Source organism: Nostoc sp. 2RC (genome assembly GCF_014222165.1).
In the GTDB taxonomy this organism is placed as follows: domain Bacteria; phylum Cyanobacteriota; class Cyanobacteriia; order Cyanobacteriales; family Nostocaceae; genus Nostoc; species Nostoc linckia.
Map to the genome: position 1 here is coordinate 1 of NZ_JACKZU010000159.1, position 18,184 is coordinate 18,184.

Below are 18,184 nucleotides of genomic sequence, written 5' to 3' on the forward strand. Positions count from 1 at the left end.
GTCTCCTCCACTCCCAAAAGCCGCCCCAACTCTTCCACCCAATTGGTGTAAACGCGCATCGTTACAGGTAAATTATCTTGAATACCTATTGCTTGATTCTTTAAAGCTGGCACAAGTCCCGCATTCACTAGGGAACTTTTACCTACACCTGATTGCCCGTGAATTACTATCAACTTTTTATCTGGACGGCCAATGCGTTCAATTAAACGTTCTACATCCAATTGACGACCAGATGCAGCTATTTCTGGGGCAATACTATCTTTATTATCAACGCGCAGCTGTGCAAATCCTGTGGCTCCTACTTGTTTTGTCGCCTGTAATCTCCCAGCACCAATAAACGCCCGCAAACCAAATTGTTGTTCTACTGAACGCTGTTGCTGTTTGGTTTCATAAGCTTTGAGATATGCTTTTTCCTCGAAGTAAAGCTTTTGCAAATGATGGAGAATGTTGAGATAAAGCTTTAAATCTACCTGCGGTTTGCCGATATCTTTGGCTGTTTCTAAGTTCTGAATTGCTTGTTGATGGTCTCTTAAATGATATTGAGAACGAGCTAAAAGATATCGATAAAGACTCAAATCATTGAGTAGGGTTTGAGAGCTATTTGCCCCTACAATATTTCCCACAATATTTATGGCTTGCTGGGCAAATTTATTTGCTTCTAAGGAGCGTTCCTCAGCTAAAGCTACTTCGGCTAAAAAGCCGTAATCCTTTGCTAATTCTGTAGATTGATTATCAGCTTGATGTATTTTTAATGCATATTCGGCAAGATTTCTTAAATGTTTCCATTCTTGTAAATCACGCAAGATAACACCAAATTTAAATATGGAATTGGCAATTAATTGTTTATTTTTAGTAATTAAATTGATATACTCATGAATATAATGCCGAGTGTGTTGCCAATCTAAATGATTGATATCTGGAATTTTAAAAGCTTTGAGATAATAGCAAAATGTAATATCGCCAATAATTTGAATTTCTTGTGCTATAAAATTAATTTGTCTAAAAAGTCCTAAAGCCACTTGATAATGTTCTAAGGCTAGGTCGATTTTGTGATTTACTTGTTTGACGAAACCCAACAAAGAAAATAAATTAGCTTTTAGTTCTGGGCTGGCATCTTGTAATTCTAGTGATAAATCTCTCTGGGCTGCTGCTAATTCTGTTTCTAAAACTCGATAAGCATCTAAATTTAAATTGAGGTTATTGTTAAAGTATTGCTCGGCAAGTTGTTGGATGAAGTTGGTTAAGTCATGCTGAGCGATCGCAAAATTTTTCGTAGTAGCCCAACTCTCTAAATCTGGAGCTAATTGCATCAGTTGTTTGTAGATTTCATCATCAATCCACAACACCAAGGGAAAAGCAAAGTTCTTGCGAAACTCTTCCCGCACCTGATTAGCAGAAGTCAACATCGCAGCTAAATTCGGCACTGTCTCTAAACCCACAACCATGATGCAAGCTGGTAGGTTCTCGTCAAATTTGTCGCGAATGGCTGTGTAAAGAGTTTTGTGAGATGGCTGTAACACCAACAGCTGAATTTCAACTTGACAGATTTCTTGCAATCTTTGGATTAGGCGATCGCGCAGTTTAGCATAATTACATCGTGCCAAAATCAGCTTAAATTGTCCCACAGAAGATTCAATGGCCCATGCTAATTGTTGCAAAGAACGTAGGGGTACCTCGTCGTAGACATCGTTGTTAACAGGGTTGGGCGGTTGGGAGTCTGTCATACCAATTTTGGATTTTGGATTTTGGATTTTGGATTTTGGATTAAAAAAACCAGGGCGAATGGAATTCGCGGCTATACAAACAAAGTCCGCCTCCGCGGACTAAGAAAAAATTGAGGTTTTGAAACCCACGGAGGTGGGTTTTGCCTGTGTAGCTGCGGTTTCTAACCGCCCATTTCGTGTTAATTTGACCACAAAATTAAATTTCGTGGCGTTTCAACTCCTGTATCAATACTTGAGTGCGTTTGCTAGCTTCTCTTGCTTGTTGTCTAAAATATTTGGCTTGCTGACGGTCACTTAAGCACACTTCAGATGCTTTTCTACTGAATTCAACAGTTTGTTTGCTGAGTTCTTGAATACGAATTTTTAACTCTGGGATTGTTTTCATATCTCCTCTTGTTCTGAAATTACAATCTCTAAATTTTCTATTTCTTCATAAAGTCTATCTGCTCTACTAGCTAGTAAACTAGCATCTTCAAAATCATTGTTTTCTACAGCTTTATCCGAAGCTAAGTACAATTCTTCTGTGATTTTGTGCAATTGTGCGTAGGCTTTTAACAAAACATTTTTGGTTTCCGGTTTCATAATTTAATTATTTTTCGGTTCCCTGATTCCTCACTGTAATTCCCTTGCTTCTTGCAAAATCGGGTTAACATCAAACCAAGATTCGCCGCTATCGCGATATTCAAACACAAAGCGGCTGCGGATTAATTTTTGGTATCCTTGGTCGTCGCTGACTTTTTTGTTTTGCTTGACGTGTCGTAGCAGTTGCCATTCTTCGTCGGAAATGGGCATGATCATTTCGTTGCGACGGGCGCGAACAACTTGGTCTAAGGTATCACGCGATAAGGGAAGCGCCATTTCTTCCATAATCCAAGTGTTCAGCAGTCTAAGTAAGTCTCGCACGTGACCGCCACTCAATTTACATAGGCGGTCTAGGGTGGCAGGATTATCAAAAACTTCAGTAATCTTACCCAAGCGTTCGTCTGCGTGTAAGTCGGGAAAGGCTCTCGCTAGTACCATCTGTTTCATCAGTGCCATTCCCTGTTCGTGGACGCTACCATCAGGCCATTGTAGTGGTACCATCGGCAATACTTTCGGGTCTTCGGGGAATCGCTGGGTAAGCATTCCGTAATCGTTGGAAAATTTCAAAGACAGGGGCATGGTATAAATTAAATGACAATTCAGTTTTGTCAAAAATTCACCCTGGTCTACAAATAAATATTCCTGCTGCGGACGACCCCAAGCTTTGACGCGATTATCTATGCGGTCGAGATTATCGACAATGACCACCAGACCTTGTTTACCCTGTTGTTTTAGTTTAGCGATCGCTGGTTCCAATAATTCCCGATTAATCGCTTCTAACAAGGTAGTTTTTTGTGGTGCTAAATATTGATTGAGTTTTGTCCGTAATGTGGGGTCGCTTTTCATCTTGGTGGTGATTTCACCAATACCAAAAGCCAAAGATAGCTTTTCTTTGTCGCCACTGACACCAACATCGACACCACCCAGCTTGACTTTTGCTCCTGTGACTTCGGAGTTTAAGACCTTCCACGCACCTTGGAGTAAATCGTTAAACTTGCTGGTTTCCTCCAGTGTAATTTTATCCAGACTTTGACTGACGCGCCGAGCGATCGCCAGCAACACATCTGCAATATCCACATCAGTCATTTCCAAGTCTTCGCTAGACTCGAAATACACTACCTGAAAATCTGATTTTTCCAGTTCTGCCTGTAGCCTTAATAATTCCGTCGATTTTCCACAGCCAATATGCCCAGTAAATAAAGTACAAGTAGGTTCATTGGGCTTGAAAAAAGTAATTTTTTGCTTCAGCTTACCAATAATATCTCCGCCCCGCACCCCAGAAAAATCAATGTAGTATTTTACATCTGACATCTTGTTGACGAACAAAGTTCGACTGGGGTCACTAGCCTGAAAAAATGCTCGTAAATCTATAGACATAAAGCTAGTAATATGATTATCTTTTATAAATTTAGATATTCTTGTGTTCAAGAATAAAGTTAGTTACAGCATTTTAGGTGAATATTTCGCAGAATTTTGGATTTGGGTAATACCGAAATACATATAGAGACGTTGCATTGCAACGTCTCTACAGATGTTATTTATCCACTGGAAAATTCACAACTATGGGTGGAATTCCGTTTTCTGGGGTTGGTTGGGTGGGGGTTATGGGTTGTGGATGCAAAGGTGTAGCTGTTAAATCGCCATTTTTAGCGCTTTGATTCCATAAAATCAACGATAGTAGACCATCTACTAAGCCGTTATTATTGCCGTTACTGCCAACGAGAATATCTGGAATCAAACGGACATGGCGATCGCCTATAATTTGCATCAGTAGCATTGCTGTATAACCTTGCGAACCCAAGGCTTCTACACCAGCGCGGTAGGTTTCGGCTTTGGCGTTACCAGTGGCGCGAATACTTTCAGCTTCGGCAATTGCCTTGAGTTTTATTCCCTCGGCTTCACCTGTGGCTTGCTTAATTTGGGCTTGAGCCTTCAAGCCGGCGATGTGTACGCTTTGCTCTGATTTCACCATTTCTTGCTGAATATCAGCCAGGGCTGTTTCCCGGACTAGTTGCTGACGTTGGGTTTGCGCCAACTGCTGGACTTCATAAGTCTTGCGTTCTTCTTCAGCAATTTTCCGGTCTGTTTGTGTCTGCATTAACGACGCTGGTGGCTGAATATCACCAATGAGGGTATCGATGGCTTGCACATCATAAGCCCGCAGTGCTGTTTTAATATATTCAGCCGCCTCGGCTTGTCGTTCGCTGCGAGCTGTCAAGAAATCTAATACTGTATAATCTTGGGCTGAATTGCGGAAATAATTGCCGATGGTTGGCTCTAATACATGGTCTACGAGGTTTTGCATTGCGCCAACGCGGGAAATTACCTTCGGTGCATCCAAAGCACCCACATGGATAATTTGCGCTACTTCCAAATCAAAGGCAAATCCATCACGCGATCGCACAGTTAGAGAAGCCAGTTTAGCATCATAGCTGTGGCGTTCGGTGCGACCCGACCAGTTTAAAACAATATTGGTGGTTGGCACCAATTCAATTTTCATGATTCGGGAATTAATCGGGTGCTTTCCAGGATACAACGGTTCCACCCACACACCCTTATGTCCTTGGTTTACCAAGTTACCATGTGTGAAGGCTGCGCCACTAACATCTTGATGTGCCTTACCCACAAAAGAAATCACTACACCCACATAGCCAATGGGAATTTCCGTCATCGGTACTTGTTCCACCTGAACAAACCAGGGGTTTAAATTCCAAGAACCAGAAAGTAAAATTTGTTCTTGTAAACCCCGCCGTCCACCGCCATCGATAAATTTCTGACCATTTTGAAAATTATTGTGTGCTTGAATTATCGGCCCTGCAATTTCACCATCGGCAATGGGTAAACCGTCGAGAGTAGTCACAACGCCAACTTTATCAGAAGCTATGCTATAAACCCGTAACTGTTCCGGAGTCATCCCGTGATTTGTAGCATTTGCAGCGGTGATGACTTTAAACAAAGCAGTGTTAATACGGTAAGTTCCAGCCGTGAGAAAACCCATTTGCCGACCTTTTTCACCACCTTGGGTGAGGAACTTCCGCGCATCTTGGTAATTGTCACAATCAACAATTTTGCCTAGAATGCGCTGTGGTGGGTTAGATTCACCATCTGCCGCTACAATTAAAGCGATTTCACCTTGGGGAATAACAACCACCGATTCCTTACGAACCGAATATTGCCACGGCCAATAACCCCAGTGCCACCCAGGAGCCAAAGTATCCGCCTGTAAACCAGCTTCACCATTCAGAGCAATTAACCTCCCTGGTGGCAGTCCCCGCCCAGACAGAGTAAATTTTCTGACAATAATACCAACTTCCCGTTCCCCAATGACCACCAGTCCGCCAAAGAACAGGGGAACAAATATAACAAAACCACCAACAACTACAATGGGAAGCAGTCCAAAAACATCGATTCCAGCAGTTTGATACTGAATTTGATGAGTTTGTAACTGGGCAACACTTGATTGATTTTGACTTTGCCGTGGTGATGTGGAAGTTAATTCTTTGATAGTAGTAATTTTTATAGGAGCAGCACTGGCATAATTAATACTGCCTGCCTTCATCAAAGACATTGACGTAGCGATCGCCAAAGTTGCCAGAATAGATGCTGTAAAACGAGTTATCTTATTTTGTTTGCGCTTACCAAGCCAAGATGCAAAACTTTTCATAATTTTTGCCCACCAGGGCAACTAATTAGCTAAGTTAACACTCCACCAACCCAGACCTCGATTTCTTAAACTTGGCTTCACGAGTGTTAAGTGTTGACTGTTGACTGTTCACTGTTCACTGGGAAGAGGATGGGAAGCAGTATTGGCAGAGGAGGGAATCTTCTCCCATGCCCCATGCCCCATGCCCCATGCCCAATGCCCAATGCCCAATACTTCTCTGCGAGAGGCTGCGCCAACGACTACGCTCAGTACAAGTGCCCCATGCCTAATGTCTCAATTATCCAACAACTACTTAAGGCGAGCGATCGCTTTATCGTCTTTCGAGCTTCAACAGCAGCCCCGACGGTGATTGCTGGTTATCACTGGTTTAATGATTGGGCGCGAGATACATTAATTGCCTTACCGGGATTGACTTTAGTTCCGCAGCGCTTTGAGTTGGCAAAAGAAATATTGCGATCTTTTGGGCATTACTGTCGTCACGGTTTGATTCCTAATGCCTTTCCTGATGGGAATCGAGAGCCATTTTATAACAGTATTGATACGCCTCTTTGGTGGATTGAAACTTTAGGACTTTATTTGGAAGCTACACAAGACTGGCAATTTTTGGCAGAGCAGTTTTCTGTAGTCCAGCAAATTCATAAAGCCTTTATTGGTGGCACGCGCTATAATATCCAGGCTGATGCTACTGATGGATTAATAGGTTGGGATGCTCGTGGTGTAGCCTTAACTTGGATGGATGTGGTGATTGGGGCAAACCCTGTTACTCCTCGTCGCGGTAAGCCAGTGGAAATCAATGCGCTGTGGTATTCTGCTTTGTGTTGGTTAAGTAAGTGGGCAGAACGCCTAAGTCAGCTTGAGTTTCGCGAACCCGTGCGTCTTAGCAAACAAGCAAAGCGTTATGCTCAGCAAGCACAACTAGTAAAAAATTCCTTGCAAAAGTTTTGGAATCCCCAGCTTGGTTATCTCTACGATGCTATCGAGCCGGACGATCGCCGAAATTTTCAAATTCGCCCCAATGCTGTTTTGGCGTTGTCGTTGCACCATTGTGGATTTTCTGAGCATCAAGGCTGTCAAATACTAGATTTGGCAACTACCAGCTTGCTGACTCCCTATGGTCTCCGCAGTCTCGATCCTGGAGACCCGGAGTACAAAGGGAAATATGAGGGCAACCAAGAGCAACGCGATCGCGCTTATCATCAAGGTACTGTTTGGCCGTGGTTAATTGGCCCGTACATTCGTGCTTGGCAACGTTTTTATCCACAACAAGCACTACCTTTTGATTGGCAACCCCTGATAGATCACTTTTTATTTGCCGCTTGTATCGGTTCTATTTCTGAGATTTTTGATGGCGATTCACCCCACACACCAAGGGGAGCCATCGCTCAAGCTTGGTCAGTTGCCGAAGTCATTCGCCATATTCAATAGTGCCTATTTAATATTTTCTCTCTTTTGGCTCAAACATACTAATTGCCACAGGTCGATATTGAATATCAATTCCTGCTGGCGAATAGTAAGCCATTGTATGTTTGAGAAAGTTCACATCATCTCTTTGGGAATAATCTTCCCGGAAGTGTGCGCCACGGCTTTCTTGACGATTTAAGGCTGATGCTAATATGGTTTGTCCCACCACCATCAAACTTCGCAGTTCTAAGGCTTCTACCAGTTCCGTATTCCAGCAACTTCCTTTATCATCTAAATAAATTTGCGGATATCGCTGTTGAATTTCTTGTAGTTTGTGTAACCCTTCAGTCATTAATGCTTCAGTGCGGAAAACACCGCAATACTCAGTCATACAATCTTGGAAGGCTTCACGAACTTGATTAATGCGGTACTTTCCTTGCTGTTCTAGCAAAGCTTGGATTTGTTCCTTGGCTTCATTGAGGTAGCGTTCCTCGTCCACAGAAGGCAATTTACGTTTTTGGACAAATTGAGCGATCGCTGCACCAGTGCGTTTGCCATAAACTACACATTCTAATAGCGAGTTACTACCTAAGCGATTTGCGCCGTGTACTGAAACGCAAGCTGTTTCTCCAGCAGCAAAGAAGCCCTCGACTAAACCATCACCACTACTGCGGACTTGACCATCAGTGTTCACTGGGATACCACCCATACAATAATGAATTGTCGGGCGCACTGGCATAGGTTGAGTTACAGCGTCAACACCTACTAATCGATGGGCTTCTTCCCAACAAAAGGGAACGCGACTCATAATTTTTTCTTTACCCATGTGTCGCAAATCCAGATAGACAAAGGGGCCGCCAGCGCTACCATCAAGATGGACACCGCGACCGGCACGAATTTCATAAGCGATCGCTCGTGAGGTGATATCACGAGGAGCTAATTCCATGCGACTAGGTGCGTAATTTTTCATAAAGCGATCGCCCGTGCTATTAATCAAATACGCACCTTCACCCCGTACTGCTTCGGAAATCAATACCCCCACTGGATACAAACCAGTGGGATGAAATTGCACAAATTCCATATCTTCTAGAGGCAAACCAGCAATGGCAGTCATAGCTAAACCATCACCCGAAGAAGCGTAATCGTTAGAGGTAGTGTTATAAACACGACCATAACCGCCTGTGGCAAACATCACTGCCTTTGCTCGAACAACTTCAACATGTCCATCCAACAAATGGAACATCACCACACCCTTAGCCTGCCCCTCTTCCAAAATGAGACGCATTACATACCACTCTTGATATACTTGCACGCCATAACGCCGCAGGTTGTTAACCAATTCATGTAGAATTGCGTGACCAGTCTTGTCTGCCGCGTAGCAAGTGCGGTTGTGGGAATGTCCGCCAAAAGCTCTTTGAGCAATACGACCATCAGGTAAGCGCGAGAACAAAACACCCATGTGTTCCAAATCAATCACCACATCTGGCGCTTCCTGAGCCAGAATTGCCACAGCATCTTGATCGGCTAAATAGTCAGAACCCTTGACAGTATCAAAAGCATGTGCTTCCCAACTATCTTCCGAATCCACATTTTTCAGTGACGCAGCCATACCACCTTGGGCCGCCACCGAGTGGGAACGAATGGGATGGGTTTTAGCAACCACAGCAACATTTAAACTAGGATCCTTGCGGGCGATTTCCACAGCCGCGCGACATCCTGCCAATCCACCACCAACAATAATGACATCGTGTTCCAGCATTATTTAAACCCTGACTGCAAACCATTGCTGTTCTATTGTAGAAACCAGAAGGATTTTGCAACTGATTGAACTAACTTGAAAATAACGTTGACTGTTGACTGAGAAAGAAATATTTTCATGGCTTCGTTGTGGATTTTCCGCTCAATGGCTAAGTATTCTTTAAGCAGTAAACGAATAATCATGCATCTTTACAAAAAAATTCCCTGCTCATAGACAGGGATGTTATTACAAATTTACGTTTGATATCAATTTCCAAATCAACGAAATATCAACGATTGTGCGCCCTGTAGAGACGTTGCTGTGCAACGTCTCTACAATTGCAACGTCTCTACAACGATAAATCAAGGATTTTAGTGTCTAATCCACATAATGCATAATTTTGAAGTTAGAAATGAAAAGCTAACAGACAGATGCACTGACTCCCAACTCCTAACTCCCAACTCCCAACTCCTAACTCCCAACTCCTAACTCCCAACTCCCAACTCCCAACTCCCAACTCCCAACTCCCAACTCCCAACTCCCTAACTAGCTACTTGTACAGGTTTTTGCTGAGACACATTACCTGGTATTGGTTCTGTTTTGGTTCCAGGTTGTACAGGAACTAGTTCAATATGATTTAACAATGTAGTCACAAACGCAAACAGCAAGAAAGGCAGCGATAGCAGAACGACGAGACCTACTGTTGCTAAAGCATATACAGGTTTCTTAGCACCCATTAATGCCAAGGCCGATGCCAAGCTGAGGGTAATTGTAATTAACCAAACAATTATTTGACCGTAGATATCACCAAAGGTCAGGGTACAGACATAGCGATAGTTTTGAATATTATTTCCGCTCATCACATTTGCCTCAAGTCTCTCTTATAGGTTCTACCTTAAAACTATGTTTGGCTTGTAGACAAATTCTAAATATTTTTCCAAGGTTTGTAATATCACTTTACAATTATTACTACAGCAGTTAGCTCTGATTTTTAAACTGTAAAAGTATACCAAGTATTAAAAATGAATCGTCAATTTCTACACAATTAGGACTCACGCAACGCCGATATTGTGATTGCGATCGAAAGTGTAACGAAGCAATCCCAGCGTCAAGGAAGATTATTTCGCCACTCCTAATGACGGAATTACCTCTGTGTTCTCTGCGCCTCTGCGGTTGATACGGTTCGGATAAGCAGTATGAACTTCTCTTGTGGTCTGGGAAAAGGTAAGGGGTAAAGGATAGACCTGCCTTAACCCAAGCATATTGGGGCATAGAGCAGGAAACAGTCCTCAATGCCCTATAGTTACAACAGTAATGTCAATGCACCCAAAAGTTGAACCAAATATTAAGAGCGTTGTGTATTAATGTAGACTAAGCTCCTCAGCAGAAATTTACGCAATCTCCTGCTTATTTTTTCTATAGGATTTCTATTTGATTTTTCAACAAGATTCAGTACACTCGTCTGTTAAGAGTTCCCTGCCTATGGCGCTTGCACTACACGAACGCGCACCACGCAGATAAATTCAAGAATCAAAGCGGATTCCTAGCTAAATGTGAAACGTCATGACCAGCACAACGTAGTGAAGCGAAGTAATCACCAAAACTGTATTTTGTGTTTTTCAATGTTGATTTACATTAGATTATTTGCTCATTTAAAAACATTGAAATTACACTATCAAATTCAATCCAACTCTTATGGTGTAAGTTTAAAAATCAGTTTTAATTATGCAAATTCAAAGTATAACAAGTTATTAAACACAAAAATATAAACCGCTTTTTAACCCAAGCGTATTGGCTGAAAATGTGGATATTTTTTGTCATCTGTTAAATTCCGGATATTTAGAATATCGTAGTTAATTTTTTGCTACTTGTTGTTAAGTAAATAAATCTATCAAAACCAGTATGTAAAAATTGATTTTTTGGTGTTAAATTTTGAGTATTGTCCAAATTTGTTGACTCAAATCAACAAAACCCTTTATTTGGCGTGGCAATATTTGTATTAGGAGTGAGTGAACGTGAATACTAGTTTTCTTCGCGCTGGTGTTTTTTGGTTACCAAGTATAGCTGCTTTTACAGTCCTGAGTAGCAGCTTATCTGCTATTGCTCAGACAGTCGAGTCGGTAAGCACTCAGCCATTGACTGAAGCTCCCGCAGCTGTAGTGTCTGGTAATGAATTAAGTACTGAACTAGAAACCACAGAAACAACTGAACCATCAACAGTCGCAAATGTAACTAAGATCCAGCAGTTTTCTCATGCTGGGACAGAGGAAACTCTGACACCTATTCCAGGGACAGTAGCAACCTCATCTGCAACGCTGAATTCTGAGCCTCAGCAAGCAAATTCTCAAACATCTGATCCCAGAATTGCTCAATCAGATATCGATTTAGGTACAACTACCCGTGGCGGTAGCAGCTATGTTGGGGTTGCTGCTAACATCGGTTTGAGTGGTGGTAGTTCCTCTTTAGGCGATGGTAACTTTGCGGTAATCAGCAAAGTCGGCTTAACAAATTCGATTTCAGTACGCCCATCTGCGATATTTGGTGACAACACCACAATTTTACTTCCCGTCACCTACGACTTTTCTTTCCAGTCAACAGATCCTTTCAAGGAACCCTTAGCCTTTGCACCTTATGTAGGAGTGGGAGCAGCTTGGAAAAGTGGTGATAATTCGGAATTTGCCTTTTTAGTATCTGGTGGTATTGATGTGCCCCTGAGTTCTCAATTTACAGCAACAGCCTCTGTGAATGCGGGATTTTTTAATCAAACTGATGTGGGCTTATTATTAGGTGTAGGTTACAACTTCAGTGGCTTTTAAAAGTTAAGAGTTAGGAGTTAGGAGTTAGGAGTTTGGAGTTTGGAGTTTGGAGTTTGGAGTTAGAAGCCAAAAATAATTACAAGCTTACTATGATTGGTGTATTCATCGATCGCAAATTCTCCTAATTCTTGAATTCTTCTGACTCCTAAGCTCTGACTTCTCAACTCTCACGTTAGAAGTTAGTACTCCTTAACTCCTCATTCATAACTCCTAACTCCTAACTCCTAACTCCTCACTCCTCACTTTCTACTTCTTCGGCGTCACTTTATCAATTACCTTGATTTTGCCATCGTCTCCTACTGTCCAGACATCGTAAACACCGACGACATCACCATTAGCGTCAACATCTACATTACCACTGGCTCCTTGATAGTTAATCTTTTCACCCTTTTGAAGCAACTTCAATCCCTCGCAGACATCGGTAACTTCTGTACCAGGGCCGCCAGAAACTTCACGGATGTGCTTAGCTATACCAGCGCCTGTATTTTCTTTAGCAGCTTGGGCCGACAATACTAATAAAGCCGCAGCATCCCAAGATTGGGGAGCGAATTCCCCAGGGGAACCACCTTTTTTCTCTTTCCAAAGCTTTTGAAAAGACTCTAATGCTTTACCATCAGAACCAGGTACTGTGCCAATGGTTCCAGCTGCAATATATTTTCCATCGCTACCTTTGCCGACTTGACCAGGAAATTCGTCTGATTTCATACCATCTGTGAGCATCACTTGTACGCCTTTGCTAAGACCTTGCTGATATGCTGATTTCAGCAGCAAGCTACCTGTTTCGACGTAAAAAACTCCCAGAACTGCATCTGGTTTCCCAGCAAAAGCAGCTGTGGCTTCCGTTTCAAAGGTGGTTGCTTTGGGGTCGTAGCGCACAGGATTCTTTTTGTTAACTACGGTTCCACCCAATTTTTCAAAAGCTTGAACAAAGGCTTTTTCAAAGCCAACACCATAGTCGTTATTAATTACGACGGTGGATACTCGCTTGAAGCCTTTTTTAGTGGCGAGTTGGGCTAAAGCTGGCCCTTGGTAGCTATCAGGGGGAACTGTACGTGCCCAAAAACCTTTAAAATCGCCTTTTTGTGCCTTTTCTGTAAATACAGGGCTGGTGCTACCTGGTGAAATCAACATCACTTGATTTTGAGCAGCAATTGAAACGGCGGCTGTGGAAACACTGCTAGCAAAAGAACCAACGACACCTGCAACTTTATCCACTGATGCTAGTTTAGTCATACCCGCAGCACCAGCTTTTGGGTCTGTTTGGTCGTCTACAGCAACAAGGGTAACAGGTTGGCCGTTTACACCACCGCAAGCGTTGACGGTTTCCACTAGTAGGGGAACGCTAGGTGCCATCTGCTGTCCAATAGATGCTAAATCACCTGTTGTTGGCAATAAAGAACCAATTTTCAGCCCGCCAGTTGTGGTGTTAGTTCCACCACCGTCTTCACAAGCACCTAAAAGGAACCCACCTACAAGAGTAGCTATACTCAAGGCTAAGGCTGTACGAATTTTTTGCATAAGTTACTTTCACTCCTCAAAATATTTAGGAGCCTAAAAGTAATGTTCAAACTATATTTAAAAGTTAGTTTGAATTTATCAAGACTCCAAAGGATAAATCATAACATCCCTCTGAAGGAGTAAAAGTGCTTACTATTTTTATGAATATTTTCTACACACAATGTAGTGCGGTGTGTGACTCAAAGTCTGAAAAACGGAGAGGGAGGGATTCGAACCCTCGGTACGGAGTTGCCTGCCGTACAACAGATTAGCAATCTGCCGCTTTCGACCACTCAGCCACCTCTCCACGGTCATAAATAGTGATGTTAGCAGATATATCAGGCAGAGTCAATAAGTAATTTGTCAATTGTTTCTGTGATGCCTCGGCTGCGCCAACAAAGAGCAACAGTGCTAAGAAAATTGCAGGTAAAAAATAATTTCATTGCGATTGTTGACGGTTCACAGTCAACGACTTGAGCAACTAAATCAGGACTTAGGCAGCGAGATTATTTGTTGAGGTCGGTAATAGAGCATCGGGCATTGGGCATTGGGGATTTTTTCTTGCCCAAAGTTCTATGCTTCATACCCAGCCCAAACCCTTAATCTTTCGTTTACCATGGGTAAGTCCTAATAAAGGATCTCTTAAATCCCCTACTTTTCAGTAGGGGATTTTGTGTTGACCATTCCCCCAACCCTGTTTCCTTTTAATAATTCTTACAGGACTTGCGATCGCATCCAGGCTACTGGCAAAGAACGTAACTTTCGCCACTGAGGCACGTAGGCGCGTTTCGTGAAGGCATTAAAATCGTTACGTTCGATTACGCTTAAAATCCCACTGTAGTGCATCAAAGCTGCCCACACAGGCCAACGACCATCACTGGCTAGGTAGGAAATTCCCTTTTCTGCCTTGCGATAAAACTGTCGTGCGCGGGCAATTTGAAACCGCATTAAGGAACGCCAGCGATCGTCAACTATACCATCAAATAAGTCTTGTTCGGTGTAGTTGAATCTTGCCAAATCTTCTAGAGGAATATAAATTCGTCCGCGTCGGGCATCCTCACCCACATCTCGCAAGATGTTGGTGAGTTGCTTGGCAATTCCTAAGGCAATTTCTTCTTCGGTGGGATTATGTGGCTGTTGTTCGCGATACCACGGAGCTGTATTGTTGCTAGTATCCAATCCCATGATTGCTGTGGACATCAAGCCTACAGTGCCGGCGACACGATAACAGTAAAGATATAACTCCTCGAAGGTTTCATAGCGACTTCGGTATAAGTCCATACGTTGGCCAGCAATCATATCCCGAAAGGGCTGAATGTCCATTGGGAAACGTTGAACCGTATCTACCAAAGCTACGTCGAAATTATCCAATGGGTGTCCAGCAAAAATTGATTCTAGCTGCTGTTCCCATAGGTCTAGGGTTTCTGGCGTGGTAATAGCAGATGCAGGGCCATCTACCAGTTCATCTAAACGGCGGCACCAAGCATAAATAGCCCAAATAGCAGGACGCTTTTCCTTGCTCAGAAGCAAAGTGCTGAGGTAAAAAGTCGTGGAGTATTTGGCTATGAGATGACGACAAAGTTCGTAGGACTCGTCCACAGAGACCAGCGTTTTCATGCGGGCTTTGGATTCAGGCAGTTGCAGCATTCGTTGCAGGCGGTCGGGTGAGCGTTTGCAGGTTTGAGGATTTTGCTACCGGGAAGGCCTCAGAAATCGCCTGTGCTGTCAGCTTACCAGAAAGTACGGCACCTTCCATACTGCCTAAGTAGCGTTGCATGGTATAACTTCCGGCTAGATAGAAGTTAGCAATCGGCGTGACTTGTGCAGGACGGTACTGTTGGCGACCAGGGGTCGCTTTGTAAACTGAACGCGGCGTTTTCACCACATGAGATTTGAGCAATTTTGCTGGGTTATCTCCCCCAAAGTGGTCGGGGAAGAGTTTTTCTAACTCGGCAATTGTCGCAGCCACAATCTCCTCATCGGATTTGGCTATCCAATCTTTCGCCGGCGCTAGAACTAATTCCAGCATTGAGCGGTCAGGGTTGGCGTATTCACGGCAGGTATTGCTCATATCAGCATAAACGCTCAGGAGTGGCGATCGCGAAAAGAGTAAGTGATCGATTTGTGTAAGTTTCCGGTCAAACCACAGATGTAGGTTGATCACTGGTACTCCTTCTAAGCCTTCTAGCTTCTGGAAAAACTGTATTTGCTTCCAAGGGCTAGGTAACATCGCTTTCAGGGGGTCAACTGATATGGCAGATACGTAAGCATCAGCCGTGATTATTTCATCTTCTGCCCCATTTAATCCCCGAATTAAGAATCCTTTAACTGTATTATCGGGGTTGAGCAAAATCTCTTTCAATGGGACATTTAGGCGCACTTGGCCGCCACGTTCTGTGATGTAATCGACGATAGGGTTGCATAGGCGTTCTGTGGGAGAACCATCTAAAAATGCAATCTTAGAACCATATCGTTCTTGCAGAAAACGATTCAGCGCAGTTAAGAGAATCGTTGCAGAAACTTCATCGGGGTTGATAAAGGTGAGGGCTTTACACGCAGCGATAAAAACGTCACTGGTTACTCGCTCATCAACACCTTGCCTTTCCAACCACTCTAGGAAACTGTACTTGTCCATGTCTTCGACATACTTTTGACCCCGAACCACAGCTGGAAGTAGGCCAATAGCAAATCGAATTTTCTGCTCCCATGTCAACATGTCTTTGTTGCGAAGAATCGACGCAATCACGTTGAATGGAGAGGGAATATCTGGAACATCAAAACGTGAGAACGTCCCAGGCTTATCTGGTTGATTGAAAATCAGTGTATGCTCTTTCCACTGGAGTCTGTCTTCAATGCCCAACTCCTTGAGCAATTGGAGCATATTGGGATATGCCCCAAAGAAGGCGTGTAACCCGGTTTCGTACCAGTCGCCATCAGAGTCTTTCCAAGCCGCAACAAGACCACCCAGTACGTCCCGGCTTTCCAAGACAACGGGAGTATGACCTGCGTCCGTTAGATATTTCGCGCAGGAAAGTCCTGCTAGACCAGCACCCGCGATCGCTACTCGCATTTAACCCTACTGCCCTTCAATATTTCTTAATGGTTTTGCCGTTTTCATTATACGTTGCAATCCGTTACATTTAGTAGTCGTTGTGCGATCGCTTTCCCAAAAAACTTGTTTAAAAGGGAATTTTGTCTGATACACACCCATTTAGACAACCATTGTTGACAATGGCTTTACTGCCTTGATTTTATCTAGATTTAGACTACCAGATGTCGAGAAACAAAAGTCATTACCTCTGATTAAAAAAAACTAGTTATTAACTGTTGTCTCAAAACAGTTGATTTCTTTGGTAATTCGTGTATTTGTTTTCAGAAAATCTTTGAGGCATTGGTTAAAGACTGCTAATTCATTTCTAGCTGATTTTTCCCAAAAAATTATATTTTTTGTAAAAATAAAAACATTGTATATTTTAAACTCAGTATTTTAACTGTTGTAACTGAATTACATCTGTGGGCTTTATTAAATCAAACGCTATTGAAAACTACACTTGCCACAACTGAAACTAAGCTGTTTTGCATTTAAATTGTGCCCATTAGCTTAAATACATTTCAGTAGAAAAGCTGGTCGTAAATCGTGCTGCATCCCATAGTCATTTCTCGCAAATTCTATTTGCAATATTAAACGATTTTGATGAGTAGGAGTAATTCCTTTATGGAAACAAAGTGGATCTTCCACAAATCCCAAACCAGCTTTGCCACAAATTTTTACTAAAGATTCAGAACCATAATAATTAACGATGTCTTCATCTGTTTCACGTTTGCGTAGCCAGAGATGTGACCATTTTTTATTATTATGACTACCACGGACACAAACATGAGGGCCACTACCATCGTCTACATCAGTTAAGTAGAAGAAAAACTTGACACAACGATAATCGTCAAGGTCATAGTGAAACAACTGAGCAGCTTGGCTTTGTTCGAGATATGTTGCATTTCCTGAAAAACTCCACCACATTAAATTCCCTTGATGTTTGGGTTCAGCATGTAAAAATGCAGCTGCTATTGCCAATAATTTTGGATCGCTTTGGAGTTTTTTGATAGCTGGGCAAAGTAAACCTGTATTAAAATAACTACCAATAATGAAATTTTTTCCTAACTTAGTTTGTGCGTGTTCTTTCTTATGGTAAAAGAAACCCATATCTGTTTTTCGGTTACCATAACAAGGTGTTGAATAAGCAAATTCCACTATCTCTTGAACAATATTTTCAGGTAATTGAATTCCCAAATATATACCTTCAGTTTTGAGATAGTTAACAACTTCATCTACATTTAAATCTGGAAAACAAGAATTGGTATCATTAAAATCTAATTTAGCTAAGGGTTTTAAGAAATACATCACAATAGCTCGCCCAATTTTAAATCGAGCTATTTTACGCATCAAAAGCCATCTAGGATTTTTAGTCAATCCTTTGTAGTTTTCGTAACAAATATTATAAATTTTTGAAGTAATTCTATCGAGACAGTTATTAAATAAACTTATTGACATAAATCTCCCGATATAAAAACAGCAGAGTGCAATGCCTGTGGCAGAGCATTCTTGAGTTGAAGCAAAAATGCTTTTACCGATCGCTGTTCTAGAATTACGTAAGTAATACCATGTAATTCGTATCTGAATTGTTAAAAATCAATAATGATATTTACTTAAATAGGGGTGTTGACTGGGAAGTTATTATTCTCCCTCGGCCCCTCTGCCCCATCT

At 42.4% G+C, this 18,184-nt stretch carries 11 protein-coding genes, 1 tRNA gene and 2 pseudogenes; 2 read left to right on the forward strand and 12 right to left on the reverse strand.

Features of this window, described 5'->3' with window-relative positions; translation table 11 throughout:
- From GNE10_RS18320 to GNE10_RS18340, 5 genes and pseudogenes are all read right to left on the reverse strand, one after another.
- Window positions 1–1,724 (reverse strand): annotated as a pseudogene (locus tag GNE10_RS18320) (ribosome assembly protein 4); the annotation flags it as partial.
- A gap of 196 nt (window positions 1,725–1,920) precedes the next feature.
- Entirely contained in the window at window positions 1,921–2,109 is a 189-nt protein-coding gene (locus GNE10_RS18325; RefSeq protein ID WP_185566412.1) for a hypothetical protein, read from the reverse strand.
- Window positions 2,106–2,306, reverse strand: coding sequence for a hypothetical protein (locus tag GNE10_RS18330; RefSeq protein WP_185566413.1), 201 nt, complete (start codon window positions 2,304–2,306; stop codon window positions 2,106–2,108). Before GNE10_RS18330 ends, GNE10_RS18325 begins: the two co-directional genes overlap by 4 nt.
- A 30-nt stretch (window positions 2,307–2,336) precedes the next feature.
- Window positions 2,337–3,683: an AAA family ATPase gene (locus GNE10_RS18335; protein WP_185566414.1), complete on the reverse strand. Its 1,347-nt coding sequence runs from the start codon at window positions 3,681–3,683 to the stop codon at window positions 2,337–2,339.
- A 157-nt stretch (window positions 3,684–3,840) separates the two neighbouring features.
- Window positions 3,841–5,970 (reverse strand): SPFH domain-containing protein, encoded by a 2,130-nt coding sequence (locus GNE10_RS18340; RefSeq protein WP_185566415.1) that lies wholly within the window; start codon window positions 5,968–5,970, stop codon window positions 3,841–3,843.
- Window positions 5,971–6,246: 276 nt separating this feature from the next.
- Here GNE10_RS18340 and GNE10_RS18345 point away from each other — a divergent pair.
- Window positions 6,247–7,395, forward strand: a pseudogene (locus tag GNE10_RS18345) (amylo-alpha-1,6-glucosidase); the annotation flags it as partial.
- Between the two features lie 7 nt (window positions 7,396–7,402).
- Here GNE10_RS18345 and GNE10_RS18350 read toward each other — a convergent pair.
- Both GNE10_RS18350 and GNE10_RS18355 read right to left on the reverse strand, forming a co-directional pair.
- Entirely contained in the window at window positions 7,403–9,130 is a 1,728-nt protein-coding gene (locus tag GNE10_RS18350; protein WP_185566416.1) for a succinate dehydrogenase/fumarate reductase flavoprotein subunit, read from the reverse strand.
- 521 nt (window positions 9,131–9,651) lie between these two features.
- On the reverse strand, window positions 9,652–9,969 hold the full coding sequence (locus GNE10_RS18355; protein WP_099068335.1) for a hypothetical protein: 318 nt from the start codon (window positions 9,967–9,969) through the stop codon (window positions 9,652–9,654).
- Window positions 9,970–11,124: 1,155 nt separating this feature from the next.
- Between GNE10_RS18355 and GNE10_RS18360 the strand changes: the two genes are divergently transcribed.
- Entirely contained in the window at window positions 11,125–11,925 is an 801-nt protein-coding gene (locus GNE10_RS18360) for a hypothetical protein (protein ID WP_185566417.1), read from the forward strand.
- Window positions 11,926–12,171: 246 nt separating this feature from the next.
- On the opposite strand, the gene GNE10_RS18365 is transcribed toward GNE10_RS18360, so the two are convergent.
- From GNE10_RS18365 to GNE10_RS18385, 5 genes are all read right to left on the reverse strand, one after another.
- Entirely contained in the window at window positions 12,172–13,443 is a 1,272-nt protein-coding gene (locus tag GNE10_RS18365) for an ABC transporter substrate-binding protein (RefSeq protein ID WP_185566418.1), read from the reverse strand.
- 194 nt (window positions 13,444–13,637) lie between these two features.
- Window positions 13,638–13,729: transfer RNA gene (locus tag GNE10_RS18370), tRNA-Ser, on the reverse strand.
- 407 nt (window positions 13,730–14,136) lie between these two features.
- Complete coding sequence (gene crtB / locus GNE10_RS18375; protein ID WP_185566419.1) at window positions 14,137–15,069, reverse strand: 15-cis-phytoene synthase CrtB; 933 nt, start codon at window positions 15,067–15,069, stop codon at window positions 14,137–14,139.
- Window positions 15,053–16,492, reverse strand: a complete 1,440-nt coding sequence (gene pds, locus GNE10_RS18380; protein WP_185566420.1) for a 15-cis-phytoene desaturase — start codon at window positions 16,490–16,492, stop codon at window positions 15,053–15,055. Before pds ends, crtB begins: the two co-directional genes overlap by 17 nt.
- 531 nt (window positions 16,493–17,023) lie before the next feature.
- The gene (locus tag GNE10_RS18385; protein ID WP_185566421.1) at window positions 17,024–17,971 is read right to left on the reverse strand and encodes a phytanoyl-CoA dioxygenase family protein; all 948 of its coding nucleotides are present in this window, start codon (window positions 17,969–17,971) and stop codon (window positions 17,024–17,026) included.
- Window positions 17,972–18,184 lie beyond the last annotated feature (213 nt).

Coding starts and splice junctions, on each gene's coding strand:
- GNE10_RS18325 (WP_185566412.1), bottom strand. CDS start 2,109: ATGAAAACAATCCCAGAGTTAAAAATTCGTATTCAAGAACTCAGCAAA.
- GNE10_RS18330 (WP_185566413.1), bottom strand. CDS start 2,306: ATGAAACCGGAAACCAAAAATGTTTTGTTAAAAGCCTACGCACAATTG.
- GNE10_RS18335 (WP_185566414.1), bottom strand. CDS start 3,683: ATGTCTATAGATTTACGAGCATTTTTTCAGGCTAGTGACCCCAGTCGA.
- GNE10_RS18340 (WP_185566415.1), bottom strand. CDS start 5,970: ATGAAAAGTTTTGCATCTTGGCTTGGTAAGCGCAAACAAAATAAGATA.
- GNE10_RS18350 (WP_185566416.1), bottom strand. CDS start 9,130: ATGCTGGAACACGATGTCATTATTGTTGGTGGTGGATTGGCAGGATGT.
- GNE10_RS18355 (WP_099068335.1), bottom strand. CDS start 9,969: ATGAGCGGAAATAATATTCAAAACTATCGCTATGTCTGTACCCTGACC.
- GNE10_RS18365 (WP_185566418.1), bottom strand. CDS start 13,443: ATGCAAAAAATTCGTACAGCCTTAGCCTTGAGTATAGCTACTCTTGTA.
- crtB (WP_185566419.1), bottom strand. CDS start 15,069: ATGCTGCAACTGCCTGAATCCAAAGCCCGCATGAAAACGCTGGTCTCT.
- pds (WP_185566420.1), bottom strand. CDS start 16,492: ATGCGAGTAGCGATCGCGGGTGCTGGTCTAGCAGGACTTTCCTGCGCG.
- GNE10_RS18385 (WP_185566421.1), bottom strand. CDS start 17,971: ATGTCAATAAGTTTATTTAATAACTGTCTCGATAGAATTACTTCAAAA.